The organism is Peribacillus sp. SIMBA_075 (assembly GCF_046534585.1).
This window is the reverse complement of record NZ_JAWRYN010000003.1, coordinates 1-14,237: the sequence shown is the minus strand read 5'-3', so window position 1 is coordinate 14,237 and position 14,237 is coordinate 1. Positions and strand designations below refer to the sequence as shown.

12 protein-coding genes are annotated in these 14,237 nt (G+C 43.0%); 10 read left to right on the top strand and 2 right to left on the bottom strand.

The window, feature by feature from the left end; genetic code table 11:
• Positions 1 to 30: 30 nt before the first annotated feature.
• Positions 31 to 1,005, top strand: a complete 975-nt coding sequence (locus SB775_RS03425; RefSeq protein WP_410860684.1) for a nuclease-related domain-containing protein — start codon at positions 31 to 33, stop codon at positions 1,003 to 1,005.
• Positions 1,006 to 1,136: 131 nt separating this feature from the next.
• Here SB775_RS03425 and SB775_RS03420 read toward each other — a convergent pair whose 3' ends face one another.
• A complete protein-coding gene (locus SB775_RS03420) occupies positions 1,137 to 1,613 on the bottom strand; it encodes a helical membrane plugin domain-containing protein (RefSeq protein WP_410860535.1) in 477 nt (158 codons plus the stop codon).
• 18 nt (positions 1,614 to 1,631) lie between these two features.
• The gene (fdhF, locus tag SB775_RS03415) at positions 1,632 to 4,571 is read right to left on the bottom strand and encodes a formate dehydrogenase subunit alpha (protein WP_410860534.1); all 2,940 of its coding nucleotides are present in this window, start codon (positions 4,569 to 4,571) and stop codon (positions 1,632 to 1,634) included.
• Between the two features lie 335 nt (positions 4,572 to 4,906).
• Between fdhF and SB775_RS03410 the strand changes: the two genes are divergently transcribed.
• The 9 genes from SB775_RS03410 (at position 4,907) to SB775_RS03370 (ending at position 14,053) form a co-directional block, all read left to right on the top strand.
• Positions 4,907 to 5,269, top strand: coding sequence for a Na-translocating system protein MpsC family protein (locus tag SB775_RS03410; protein ID WP_089361930.1), 363 nt, complete (start codon positions 4,907 to 4,909; stop codon positions 5,267 to 5,269).
• A gap of 55 nt (positions 5,270 to 5,324) precedes the next feature.
• Positions 5,325 to 6,122: a formate dehydrogenase accessory sulfurtransferase FdhD gene (fdhD, locus tag SB775_RS03405; RefSeq protein ID WP_089361929.1), complete on the top strand. Its 798-nt coding sequence runs from the start codon at positions 5,325 to 5,327 to the stop codon at positions 6,120 to 6,122.
• A 366-nt stretch (positions 6,123 to 6,488) separates the two neighbouring features.
• Positions 6,489 to 7,361 (top strand): LysR family transcriptional regulator, encoded by an 873-nt coding sequence (locus SB775_RS03400; RefSeq protein WP_410860533.1) that lies wholly within the window; start codon positions 6,489 to 6,491, stop codon positions 7,359 to 7,361.
• A 154-nt stretch (positions 7,362 to 7,515) separates the two neighbouring features.
• Positions 7,516 to 8,442, top strand: a complete 927-nt coding sequence (locus tag SB775_RS03395; protein ID WP_089361927.1) for an AEC family transporter — start codon at positions 7,516 to 7,518, stop codon at positions 8,440 to 8,442.
• Between the two features lie 159 nt (positions 8,443 to 8,601).
• Positions 8,602 to 9,624, top strand: coding sequence for a tripartite tricarboxylate transporter substrate binding protein (locus tag SB775_RS03390; RefSeq protein ID WP_410860531.1), 1,023 nt, complete (start codon positions 8,602 to 8,604; stop codon positions 9,622 to 9,624).
• 57 nt (positions 9,625 to 9,681) lie between these two features.
• The gene (locus tag SB775_RS03385) at positions 9,682 to 10,137 is read left to right on the top strand and encodes a tripartite tricarboxylate transporter TctB family protein (RefSeq protein WP_410860530.1); all 456 of its coding nucleotides are present in this window, start codon (positions 9,682 to 9,684) and stop codon (positions 10,135 to 10,137) included.
• 18 nt (positions 10,138 to 10,155) lie between these two features.
• Positions 10,156 to 11,682 carry a tripartite tricarboxylate transporter permease gene (locus SB775_RS03380; RefSeq protein ID WP_061465531.1) on the top strand — a complete coding sequence of 509 codons (1,527 nt, stop codon included), beginning with the start codon at positions 10,156 to 10,158 and terminating at the stop codon, positions 11,680 to 11,682.
• Between the two features lie 77 nt (positions 11,683 to 11,759).
• The gene (locus SB775_RS03375) at positions 11,760 to 13,352 is read left to right on the top strand and encodes an ATP-binding protein (RefSeq protein ID WP_410860528.1); all 1,593 of its coding nucleotides are present in this window, start codon (positions 11,760 to 11,762) and stop codon (positions 13,350 to 13,352) included.
• On the top strand, positions 13,349 to 14,053 hold the full coding sequence (locus SB775_RS03370; protein ID WP_089361924.1) for a response regulator: 705 nt from the start codon (positions 13,349 to 13,351) through the stop codon (positions 14,051 to 14,053). The genes SB775_RS03375 and SB775_RS03370 overlap by 4 nt, the downstream gene beginning before the upstream one ends.
• Positions 14,054 to 14,237 lie beyond the last annotated feature (184 nt).

Sequence of the window (14,237 nt, the reverse complement as noted above, 5' to 3'; positions counted from 1 at the left end):
AATCCTTTGGGAGAAACCAAGATTGGAGTGATGAAATTGATTGTAAAAAAGCGAAAAGTTCCTCTTGCCATCCGCAAATTACGTGCATTAGTGTACAGGCTTCCTCCGAATCACCCTAAACTCCCTATAATAATGAACGATCTCAAAAAAAGGGAAGCCGGCCATAAAGGAGAATGTTCCATTGATTTTCCATTAGGCTTTCTTGAACCGAAAAGCTATTATATCTTCCACGATTTAAGACTGCAGGATCAATCCCGATTTTTTCAACTTGATACCTTATTAATCTCCAAGAAATATGCGCTTATTATTGAAGTGAAGAACATTTCAGGGGCAATCTATTTTGATCCGCATTTCAACCAGCTCATTCGAACGATAGAAGGCAAAGAGACGGCATTTCCAGATCCCATCATACAAGTCAGCCGTCAAGAATCACAGTTAACCAATTGGTTCTTGAAAAATGGTTTTCCCTCACTTCCCATCCTTTCTTTAATTGTCATCAGTAATCCCAAAACAATCATCCGTACAGCTCCTGGAAACCATAAACTCCACTATAAAGTTATCCATCGCGATGCGCTTCCCGCTAAAATAAATCGAATGGACCATTCCATAACAGACTCCCGTTTTAGTGAAAAAGATTTGAAAAAAGCAGTTCGCGTAATGAATAAACACCATATCGATGTGGACTTTTCCATTCTGGAACGATACAACCTTACCGAAAAGGACCTAATAAAAGGAGTGATATGTGAGAGTTGCAAGGGCAATCAGGTATTAAGAAGGCATGGCATGTGGATTTGCCCTCAATGCCAATTATCCAGTAAAAAAGCACATATTCCGGCTTTACGAGATTATTTTTATCTAGTAGGCTCGACGATAACGAATCGGCAGTTGAGGGACTTTTTAAATATTTCCTCTTCATCCAGTGCAACACGGATTTTGCAATCATTGAATCTGACAAGCCGCGGTGCGAATAAGGGGAGGGTATACAGCCTTTTTTTTGATGAGTGATATCTAGGTGATCAGTCCCTCAGGAGGCTGATTGTCTAAACTATACTTGATTTTGCGTTATTCATATCGTCCTACATGATAAAAAAAGACTTAAAAGAAGCATGAACTTCTCTTAAGTCTTTGTTCCGATCTTATTCCTTCAATTCCTTGCCCATTCCCTTTAGGAAGTGGACGCCAAAACCAATTGCCCGGTTTATGTCTGGATCATTCAACGTTTTCATTAAATCCAGAACGCCGATTTTCTTTTCGGTCTGAAGGAATTTGTTTCCTTCATCAATTCCTGAAAGTGCACTATTCAGCAGTTTCGTGGATTGTGCGGCATCGGCGTTCATCAATGCTCCTGTTGCCCCCATAAGGGTATTGATCAGGTTAGTGACAGGTTGCCTTGTGACTTGTTGAAGAGCGATTTTAGCAATTTGTTCTTTTCCTTGAAGCATGGAAGTCGCAGCTTCGAATACGCCCGAGTCATTCAGTTCATTGACAATTTTAAACATATTGATTAACGCATCTTCATTATCGGTGATCAGCGTTTTCAGTTCCTCCATTTTTTGTAGCTTTTTTTCTTCCTCAGTAATGGGATTATGGATTTCCGTAATTGGAACTGCCATGATCATCGCCCTCCTTGTTTATTTATCCGTTAAGTGAACATAGCCTGGACGGGCCCACTTACGTTCAACCTCGACACCATTTTGAGGGTGACGTTTTTTATTTCGCGGATTGGTGCCCGGTAATGGGATGTCTCCGCTTGCATTTAATACTTCCATGCGGACCATCGTCTGTTTGTATGCGGGTGTGCTTGTGCGTTGATCATAGATAGGACCAGTCAGGAAGTTAATGGCTGAATCTTTATCGACTGAGTTCATCGGTAAAAATAGCTCATTATTTTTTACTCGGTCTGTGATCAGGACTTTTAATTTAACGGCCCCGAATGGTGACACAAAGCGAACGAGTCCGCCATCACTGACTTTACGTTCTTTTGCAAGTTCTGGTGAAACCTCAACGAAAATATCAGGTACCTTTGATTGGATTCCATTGGATTTGTTCGTCATATTTCCTTCATGGAAATGCTCCAGGATGCGTCCATTATTGATATGAAGGTCATATTCTGCTGGGAATTTATGAGGTTCTACCCAGTCAGCCAGTGCAAAGCGTGCTTTCTTATCAGGGAAGTTGAAGCCATCCACATAAAGAAGCGGCGTGTTTGATCCATCATGGCTTCCCCATAGGAAGCTGTTCCAGCCTTCCAGCACATCGTAATTCGCTTGGCTGAATATCGGTGACAGGCTGGCCATTTCATCATAAATTTCACTAGGATGGGTGTAGTTCCAATTCGCACCTAAGCGGTTGGCGATCTCTTGAGTGATCTCCCAGTCCGCTTTAGAATCTCCCATAGTGGGAAGGGCTTTATATAAACGCTGTACACGGCGCTCTGTATTGGTGAACGTTCCGTCTTTTTCCAGAGATGGAGCTCCGGGTAATACCACGTCAGCATATTGGGCTGTCCTTGAAAGGAAAATATCCTGGACAACAAAGAAATCCAACCCGGATAACACTTTATCAACATGGTTTGCATCCGCATCGACAAGTGCCATATCTTCACCTACAAGATACATGGCCTTCATATCGCCTTTTTCAATCGCTTTAAGCATTTCAATATTGTTCATGCCTGGTTTGCCATCAATTTTCACTCCATAGGCTTTTTCGAATTTAGCACGTGCCACGTCATCGGTAACATGCTGATATCCTGGAAGCCAAGTTGGAAGTGTACCCATATCGCAAGCGCCCTGTACATTGTTATGGCCGCGAAGCGGATAAGCTCCCGCTCCTGGGCGACGGTAGTTGCCTGTAGCTAATAGTAGGTTGGAAATTGCAGCCGAAGTGTCGGAAGCACCAGTGTTTTGTGTAACGCCCATTCCCCAGAGAATGCATGTTCCGTCTGCATCGCGAATTGTCTCGGCTATTTGGATCAATGTTTCTTTTGAAATACCTGTGTGTGTTTCTGCGTATTCCAGGGTATATTTTTCAAGTACTTCTTTATAATCGTCGAAGAAGTTAACATTTTCATTGATGAATTCTTGATCATGCCAGCCTTGATCGATCATATATTTTGTAACCGCCATCAACCAAACCTGGTCTGTTCCTTGTTTTGGACTGATATGGATGTCGGAACGCTCGGCCATTTCATTTTTGCGGATGTCAGCTACGATCAGTTTTTGTCCGTGAAGCTTGTGTGCCCGTTTAACGCGTGTCGCCAGTACGGGATGGCCTTCTGCCGGGTTAGCCCCAACGATGATGACAAGACCTGCTGCGGCGATATCTTTAATCGTACCAGCATCACCTCCCATGCCGACTGTACGGAACAGTCCGTCAGTTGCTGGGGATTGACAGTAACGAGAGCAATTGTCGACATTGTTCGTTTCGAACATTTGCCGTGCCAGTTTTTGAATCACATAGTTTTCTTCATTCGTGATCTTGGATGAGGAAATGAAGCCTACAGAATTTTCGCCGTATTGCTGTTTGATCGAACCCAGTCTGGATGCAACCAAATCAAGTGCTTCATCCCAGCTTGATTCAACGAATCTTCCATTTTTCCGAATCAGGGGCTTTGTCAAACGTTTTTCCGAGTTTACGAAGTCCCAGCCGAATTTCCCTTTGACACATGTGGATATCGCATTGACGGGTGCTTCATGAGTAGGTTGGACTTTAAGGATTTTACGGCCTTTTGTCCAGACTTCGAAAGTGCATCCTACCCCACAGAACGTACAGACTGTTTTTGTCTTCTTCGTCCGTGTATCACGCATTGCCGCTTCAATCTCCGAAATGGCAAAAATCCCGCTGTATCCAGGTTCCACTTCTTTGACAAGGTCAATCATTGGTTCAAGCATATCGCTTTTTAAACCAGACATGAAACCCGCCTCACCCAGCATCGATTTTTCCATTAATGCATTACATGGACAAATGGTTACACACTGTCCGCAACCTACACAAGATGAGTTATTGATTTCCGTTCCTTCATCCCAAATTACCCGAGGGCGTTCTGCTTCCCAGTCGATGGAGAGCGTCTCATTGACCTGAAGGTTTTGGCAAACTTCGACACATTGCCCGCATGCGATGCATTGATTGGCATCATAGCGGTAAAATGGATGGGACATATCGACGGCACCCAATTCCACTTTCGGTGTGTAAGGATATTTTTGGTGTTCAATTTCCATTAATTCTGCTGTGTTATGTAGTTTGCAATTTCCGTTATTATTATCACATACAGTACAGTATAAAGAATGGTTTTCCAGGATCCGGTCCATGGCCTCGGTTTGGGCTTCTTTTGCCTTGCTTGAGTCCAAGGCTATATCCATGCCTCTCATTGCTTTTGTCGAACATGATCTGACGAGTTTCCCATTGACCTCGACGATGCATGTGTCGCATGTTTGGATCGGATCCACTTCGGGAACATAACAAATCTGTGGATGAGCTATCTCATTTTGATTGATGACCTCCAGTATTGTCGTTCCTTCATTTGCTGTATAATCCTTCCCATTGATTTTGATAGAAATGTTTGAATCGCTCATTATATTTCCCCCTTTTATAGCCAAAAAGACGCAAAAAACCACCATGATTACACCTTCGGCTCTAAAACGGTGGTGTAGGTCATGGTGGAATAGTTTAATAGCAAAGCTTGCCAATATACCAATCCATACCATAATGGATAATTTTAAAAAAGATAGGGACACAACAGTACACTATTATGCTCCCAACTTTCATCATTGATATTATACCTTTAATTATAAAAAGAAACAATCCTGTAAAGAGGGTATCATTCCCAAATTCCTTTCGTTTTTTGTCGCGTTGATTTATGATAAGAAAATTGAGAACTTAATTTTCTTAAAATTGGAGTGACGTAACGGTGTCAAAAGTTATCCATGAATTCAATGATATGATTCGTAAGCTGCGCAAGGAACTATTCGGTAAAGGACCAGAACGGATACACACGGTTTTCGTGGAAAATATGGCCGTTTCTACGTTATATGGGAATTTGACTCCTACGGAAATGTTCATATCAAGATCGGAGGAAGGAAGGGAAATGGTCCATTCAGCACGAACCAAAATGGTTCAGGATGTGTATTCGGAGAGTCCTCCAGATGGAATGGAAGATCTGGTTGGAGCTAAACTGGTCCATTTGTTTTCAGACATCAAAATTAAAGAGAACATAGCGATTTCCGTATTCGTATTTGATAAGGATATAGCGGCCAAACTCAACGGGCATTGACCATGTTCCTTACATATTGGTCAATTGGCTCCTGGATAGTAAAAGGAGTGGGAACATGAAGGCGATTGAAATGAAGAGGAAGATCATCCGGATAACCAAAGGCAACATCGAGCGGACGGAAGATACGATCGTAACGGAGTATCCCGTTACTGTCAAAATAAATGGCCAGGAATTCGTCACGATGGTTTGTACTCCTGAATACATCGAGGATATGGTGATTGGTTATTTGGCTTCGGAAGGCATCATCAAAAAATATGATGAGATAAAAGAAATTTGGGTCCAGGAAAAAGAAGGCTTTGTTCATGTGAAGATAGATAAAGTGAATCCCTACTTCCAGGACTTTCAAAATAAGCGGTATATTACATCATGCTGCGGAATGAGCAGACAAGGGTTCGTCTTTGTGAATGATGCATTGACTGCCAAGAAAATGGATAATGTTTCGGTGAGACTGACTCCCGGTGACTGCTTCCGCTTGATGAAGGATTTACAAAATTCCGCTGTCACCTTCCAGAACACAGGCGGAGTCCACAATGCGGCTTTATGTGATGTCGATGGCCTCGTATTAAGCAGGATGGACATCGGCCGGCATAATGCCTTGGACAAAATATACGGCCATTGCTTGAAAAATGGTATTTCGATAGAAGGGAAAGCCATCGTGTTCAGCGGCCGGATTTCATCGGAAATTCTCTTGAAAGTGGCGAAAATCGGCTGTGAACTGATCCTCTCGAAATCCGCTCCAACCGAATTGGCTTTGGAGCTTGCTGAAGGATTGGGAATCACCACGGTCGGGTTCATTCGTAATGATTCACTGAATATCTATACATGCCCTGAAAGAATTCAATTGAATGACTGAGCATCTTCCGCTTGAAAGATGCTTACGGGAAAGTCCTTGCCGGCATGGCTTGGGCTTTTTTTTGTCTTTGTCAAAGGCTCTTTTCGTAAAGATTGTTGTTTTTAAAACGAAACTATTTAAGGTTGATTGGAGCGGAAGTGCGAGACTCCTGCGGGAGCAGCGGGACAGGTGAGGCGTTTACGCCGAGGAGGCTCACCGCCCGCCCCAAGGAAAGCGAGCATCTGGAGGGAAATCAACCACAACTCACTACCTAGTAAATAGCAACAAAGTTTGTGAAAACAGCCTTGTTAAATGATATCTCCAAAAGGCCATTTATGGTACATTTTTAATAAAACATTCAAGGAAAAGCGTATCGGAGGAAGGGTTATGAACGAAAGGGATTGGCATATTTTAAAGGTGTTGCATGAACATAAGAATATTACTAAAGCGGCGCAAAGTTTATATATTTCACAACCTTCTTTAACGAAACGGATTCAACAAATAGAGAAGGAATTCAATCTAAAGATTGTGGAGCGGGGAACAAGAGGAGTGCAGTTCACCCCTCAAGGGGAATATTTGGCCATCTGTGCGGATGAGATGCTGATCAGGCTCCGGCAGATAAAAGAGACAGCATTCAATATGGGTCAGGAGATCAGTGGAACATTACGGCTGGGTGTTTCCAACTATATTACGCTGCATAAATTGCCTGGCCTGTTGAGATTATTTCGTGAACGATATCCTAAAGTGGATTTCCATGTGACTACTGGATGGAGTAAAGAAGTACTGAATCTCATTTACAAGGAAGAAGTGCATGTCGGGATTGTACGGGGGGACTATCAATGGTCAGGATCAAGGCATCATCTTTTTGAGGAAACGATTTGTATTGCTTCTAAGGAAAAAATCGAAGTTCGGGACCTGCCCTCATTGCCGAGGATCGATTATAGGACCGACGCCCTTTTAAAAACAATGATCGAAAATTGGTGGAGGGACAATTTTTCAGGACCTCCTTTGGTGGGTATGGAAGTGGATAAAGGCGATACATGCAAAGAAATGGTCAGGAATGGACTGGGATATGGGATCCTTCCTAGTGTTTTATTGGAGAAAGACCAAAGCCTCCGGCAAATGGACCTTAAGGATAAGCAAGGAAATCCTCTTATCAGGAATACATGGATGTTATATCATGAAAAGTCGCTGGAATTAAAACTGGTCAAAGCGTTTGTCGAATTTGTCAAAGATGTCGATTTCATGAGTGATATTTAAATAGAAGCGCAGAAACCTCTGTGCTTTTTTATCATTCCGTTTTTGAATGGTTAACGATAATTTATTGGTATTTTAATTATGGCTTTCACGGCATTATGATAGATGGGAGATGTAAATCAACAGGAATTAGCCTAAGGAATGGAGAGGAAGTCAAGTGAGTGTCCTGTTTCTAATCGTATTGAATGTCATTGTGCCGGTCTTTTTCCTTATAGGGGCGGGGGCCATTATGCATCGTAAATTCAAGCTGGATCTGAATACGCTGTCTAAATTGAATAACTTCCTGCTCATGCCGGCCATTAGTTTTGTCAATATATATCAAAGCAATATGGGCGGGGGGATGATTGTCCAGATATTCAGCTTCCTTGCTCTTCAAGCAGTAAGCCTCATCATCGTGAGCTCAGTGATTGCTAAACTTGCCAGGTTCGATCAAAGTCTCTCTGCCACGTTTAAAAATAGTGTGGTCTTGAATAACTCAGCCAATTTTGGGTTACCCGTCAGTCAGATGGTTTTTCATGCCAATCCTCTTGGCCTGTCGATCCAAGTCATCGTGATCATTTTTCAAAACCTGTTGACCTATACCTATGGATTGATGAATTCCGTTTCCGTCCATACAAAAAGTGCCAAGGGTGCCATTCGCGAGTTCCTGAAGAACCCCGTCATTTATGCTCTTTTACTCGGTCTACTATTGCAGGCCACTTCTTTTGAAATTCCTCTGTTCCTATGGACCCCGATTAATAATATCGCGAGTGCTTTCATAGCCATAGCCTTGATTACATTGGGTGCACAGAGTGCCTACTTGAAAATGACGCATTTCCCTCTTCCGCTTATCCTTAGCTTGATTGGACGTTTAATACTCTCGCCATCCATCGCATTCCTGATCATTCTCATGCTGGGCTTGGAAGGGACTGTCGCTCAGGGGTTATTTATCGCAAGTTCATTTCCAACATCTAGAAACAGCGCATTATTCGCTTTGGAATATGACAACCATCCGGAGTATGCGGCACAGGCGGTCTTGATGTCGACTTTATTCAGCAGTATAACGGTAACAATGGTCGTATATCTATCAAAAATACTATTCTAGCAGGGCTGCTCGCAATGGGCAGTCTTTTTCCACATGTCCACCCATAAAACTTTATGAACAATATGGAGATTATGAAATTTATGTATTTTAGGTGAATAATTAAAGAAAAGGTAGATAATTTTGTAGAATTAAGAAAACGCTTTCAAAAGGGGGATTCATATGTTTTCTCGTAAAAAGATTTATGCGGTCATATTGGCAAGTTCTCTAGCTTTAAGTTTAGGTGCATGCAGCAGTTCGGATACATCAGGAGAGAAGAAAGAAAGTACAGGTTATCCGAAAAAGGCCATTACGATCGTTGCTCCTTCGGGTGCAGGTGGGGGATGGGATTTGACGGCCCGTTCATTTACAAAGGTCTTGGGGGAGACAAAACTGGTGAACCAGCCATTAACCGTCGAAAACAAACCCGGTGGCGGGGGTGCTGTCTTCATGGCGGATTATGCGACACAGCAAGCAGATAATAATGACATGCTTTTCGTGAATTCACCGCCTGTCATCATCAATAACCTTAAAAAAGAGGGAAACAGTCCTTATGGATATAAAAATACGACTCCATTGGCGCAGTTGACAAAAGATTATGGAGCGATAGTGGTAAAGGCGGATTCTGAATTCAAGGATTTGAAATCAATGCTGGAAGTGGTGAAGAAAGATCCTCGTAAGTTAACCTTTGCGGGAGGATCGGCTCCGGGATCCATGGATCATTTGATTTCCATTCTTCCAGCCTATGAATATGGCTTGAATCCAACTGAACTTAAATACGTCTCGTACGACGGTGGCGGGGAAGCGATTACGGCGTTGCTTGGTGGAAATGCGGATGTGATCGGAACGGATGCATCCAGTGTCAGGGAATTTTTAAAAGCAGGAAAGATTAGAGTGTTGGCCGTAACCTCGACTGAACGCTTGGGTGGAGATCTTAAAGACATACCGACGGCAAAGGAACAGGGTGTCGATGCGGAATTCACGATTTGGAGAGGCGTTTTTGGACCTCAGAATATGTCTGAGGAAGCGAAAACCTTTTGGGACGGATCCATTGCAAAGTTAGTTGAAACCTCTGAATGGAAAAAGGAAGTGGAAGTTCAAGGATGGGAACAAGAATATAAAAATAGTGAAGAATTCAGTAAGTTTTTAGAAGAGCAGGAGAAACAGGTGCAGAAATTATTAGAAGCTTTAGGCATGGAAAAATAATGGAGAAGAAGGAGGTGCTTTCACCTTCTTCTTATTTTCTGAAATGGAGGGATAAGGATGGACGTGAAATTCGATCGCTTTGCATCCGTAGCTTTTCTGGCTGTCGGAGTGCTGTTTATGATAGCTAGCAGGAAGCTATCCAGTTCTTCTTATGGAAGTTCGGTAGGACCGGACATTTTTCCTTTTGTATTGGGATTGGTCCTTGCCGCTTTAAGCATTCGCCTGTTCTATGAGGCGTATCGTAGCAGGAGACAAGAGTCGAGTAAGGAAAAGCTGGAGTATAAGCCCTTTATCATCATTTTTATTTCAACCTTGATTTATATTTTGACACTGGAAACGATAGGATATGTCATTACGACCTTTCTCTTTTTATTTGTTTGCTTTCAAACGATGGAACGGAATAAGTGGGTGACATCGCTCATCATTTCCGCAGGATTTTCCGGAATCGTCTATTTTTTATTCGTGAACGTTTTAAAGGGAACATTGCCGGGTTGGCCAATCTGGTTTTCATAAAAGAAAGGAGGATGGGAAGTGGACACTTTTGTTTATTTATTGCAGGGATTTGAAACGGCACTTATTTGGTATAACATACTTTTTGCATTTGTCGGGGTATTGATCGGAACCGCTGTCGGCGTTTTGCCTGGGATCGGACCGATGAGCGGTGTGGCTCTTTTAATTCCGGTAACCGCCTCGATTACAGGTGGACTTCCACCAGAGCAGGCGGCGACAAGTGCCATCATTTTACTTGCAGGTGTTTATTATGGAGCGATGTATGGAGGGTCGACGACCTCCATCCTATTGAATACACCGGGCGAATCTTCCTCTGTCGTCACGACATTGGATGGCTACCAAATGGCGAAGAAGGGCAGAGCCGGGAGTGCGTTATCCATTTCGGCCATCGGTTCCTTCGTTGGAGGGATAGTCACACTTATTGCCATGATTGCCTTAGCTCAGCCATTATCGACGATTGCCATTAAATTCGGTCCGGCTGAGTATTTTTCGCTCATGATTCTAGGTTTGGCGGCTGTCAGTGGTCTCGCGGGAAAGTCCGTAACAAAGGCGTTAATTATGACTGTTTGCGGCTTGCTGATTGGGACGATAGGCATTGATAATGTATCAGGAATAGCCCGTTTTACTTTCGATGTTCCCTGGTTATATCAGGGGATTGAATTCCTGACAATTGCAGTAGGATTATTCGCCCTTGGAGAAGTGTTCAAGACGATCTTAGAAAAAGAAGAGGATGACGGTGAAATCGCGAAGATTAGTAATTTGATTCCTTCCAGAGAAGAGTTCAAGGAATCTGCGGGTCCCATTGCCCGGGGATCGCTCTTGGGTTTCTTTGTAGGAATCCTGCCGGGTGCAGGGGCCACTCTTGCTTCTTTCTTCTCATACCTTATGGAAAAACGGATTTCAAAAAAACCCGAGAAATTTGGCACGGGGGCGATTGCTGGAGTGGCTGGACCTGAAACGGCCAATAACGCCGCGTCTGGGGGAGCGATGATTCCATTATTGACGCTGGGAATTCCAGGTTCTGGTACAACGGCCATTTTAATGGGTGCACTCATGATGTACAATGTCCAGCCTGGTCCATTATTATTTGAAGATCATCCTCAGGTGGCTTGGGGACTTATCGCAAGTATGTTCATTGGGAATCTGATGCTCCTCATCCTTAATCTACCGCTCGTTAAGGTTTTTGCGAAAATCATTGAAACGCCAAAGAAATATTTGATTCCGATCATTATCGCAATTTCCATTTTTGGCGTTTATGCGGTACAAGTATCGACTTATGATTTATTGCTATTATTAGGATGCGGGGTCTTGGGATATTTCTTAAGTAAAAATGATTATCCTATCGCCCCATTGGTATTAGGGCTGGTCTTAGGACCGATGATAGAAAATAATATGCGCAGGGCCTTGACGATATCCGATGGGGATTACAGTTTGTTTTTCACTCGGCCGCTTTCCCTAACCTTCCTGATTGTAACGGCATTATGGCTGCTCATTCCGGTTTTACTTAAGAAGAGGGGGAAGGATGTTGTCATTAATATTGAAGGTTAACTGATATTTTCTGAATGTTATGAAAACCCCTTTTTTAAAGGGGTTTTTTTTTATATGATGTATGAAGAGGTGATTGAATGCGTTTACACACCAAGTTGATGCTGGGCATCTGTACGTTAATCATCTTAATGGGGGGAATCTTTGAAGTTATTTTTATAAATATCTTAGAAAATAACCTGAAACAGGAAACAGGGGAAAAAGCATTGTCGGTTGCCCAGACCATTTCTTTGCTGCCTGAGATTAAACAAGCTTTTCGGACGGAAAATCCTTCTGTAATCATTCAGCCCATCGCGGAAAAGATTCGCAGGCAGATCGATGCGGAATTCATAGTAATAGGAGATGAGAATGAAACACGGCTGTCCCATCCGGATCCAAACTTGATCGGGAAGAAAATGGTAGGGGGGGATAACGGCGAGGTTTGGAATGGGAAATCCATCATCACGGAGTCGACTGGGACATTGGGTCCTTCCATAAGGGGGAAATCCCCGATAATGGCAAATGGAAAAGTCATTGGTGTAGTCTCTGTTGGCTACCTACAGGATGATATTGAAAAAGAAGTGTCCAGAATACAACGAAAGATAGTATGGACCATCTCTATTATCTTAATCGGCGGTTTATTAATAGCCTTTTTCATTTCATTAAATATAAAAAAGGCGATATTGGGTCTTGAGCCGAAAGAGATTGCCTGGATGTTTCAAGAAAAGCATGCCATTTTGGAAACGATTCATGAAGGCATCATCGCCATTGATGTTCATGGGAAAATCACCGTCGTCAATGAAACGGCACATAAAATCCTGGATATCCCTAAAGACGTCATGCTTCGCGGGGAAAAAATTGAAGAAGTCATCAGGCATACACATTTGCTGGATGTGGTCAGCACGGCACAGGCCGAGTATGACCAGGAATTCATGATTGACGGTGAAATTTTTTTAGCAAGCCGGATTCCCATTTTGAATGGACAGGGTGAAGTCATCGGTGCTGTTGCAAGTTTGCGGAATAAGTCGGAACTATCCAATCTCCTTCAAGAGCTATCACATGTAAAGGCGTATGCAGAAGGGCTCAGGGCCCAGACACATGAATATTCCAATCGGCTCTATACCCTATTAGGCCTGATCCAACTGGGATCCTATAAAGAAGCGATTGATTTCATATCGAAGGAAGTGGATGTCACTCAAGGCTTCATTCACTTTCTGATGAAGGAAGTGCCTGATCCGATTATTGCCGGGTTCATTTTAGGGAAAGTAAGTTTAGCCAGCGAGCTGAAAATTGATTTTACTATTGATAGAGAAAGCAGTTTTAAAGATATTCCGCCCGAAATAGATCGGGATTTATTAGTGACGATCATCGGCAACCTTATCAATAATGCCTTCGAAGCTGTACGCGAAAATCAAAGGGAGGAAAAAAGGGTATCGTTGTTCGTGACGGATCTGGGTAAAGAGTTGATCATTGAAGTTGAAGATAATGGGAAAGGAATGAATTCAGAGGTTACCGAACGTATTTTCCAGGACGGTTTTACGACGAAAAGCCATCAAACCAATTCAGGTATAGGTTTGGGCCTTGTTCAGGAAGCGATTGATGGATTAGGGGGATATATCACTTTTTCGACGAGAGAAGGGGAATATACGATCTTTACTATAGCCATACCAAAAAACAGAGGGGTGATTAGATGAAGGCCATTCGCGATATAGAAGTTTTAATCGTAGAAGATGACTTACGGATTGCCGAGATACAGAGGCTATTCATCGAAAAGATTGAGGGGTTTAAAGCAATCGGGATCGCGTCAAGTTATGTCGAGGCTAAAAGCTTCATTGAAATCATGCAGCCGGATTTATTATTGCTCGATATGTATTTTCCGGATATGAATGGGCTCGATATCTTGAAAGATATTAAGCAGCAAAGCAAACAAATGGATGTCATTATGATAACGGCGGCAAAAGAGATCGAAAAGGTCCAGGAGGCCATCAAGATCGGCATCTTTGATTATATTATCAAGCCTGTCGCATTTGAGCGTTTCAAGCAGTCCTTACGCAGATATAAAGAGTATTACATTAAATTGTCTGAATTGGAAAAGGGCAATTTTCCCGTGACGCAGCAACAGGTGGATAAGCTATTGCGAAAGGAAATGAATGACAAGGATAGGGCCCAGACTTCACTGCCAAAAGGAATCGATAGGATGACTTTGGAGAAGGTGATGGTTGTTTTGGGGAAAGCCTCCCCGGGGTTAACTGCCGAAATAGTGGCAAAGGAAATCGGGGTGAGCAGGACAACGGCAAGGCGCTATCTTGAACACTTGATGTCCGAGGAAAAAATCGAAGCCGATCTAACATATGGCACGGTAGGCCGGCCTGAACGGGTTTATGCAATAAAGTAATAAATGGATTCGCCAGATGGCGGATCTCAGACTGTAGACAAACTCGATGAAAATCGAGTTTGTCTATTTTTTATGAGTTGTACAATTTAGCCGTTGATTGGAACGTAAGGCACTCGCTTTCCGCGGGCGGTCGGGGAGCCTCCTCGGCTTTCGCCTGCGGGGTCTCCCCTAGACGCGCTTTTCC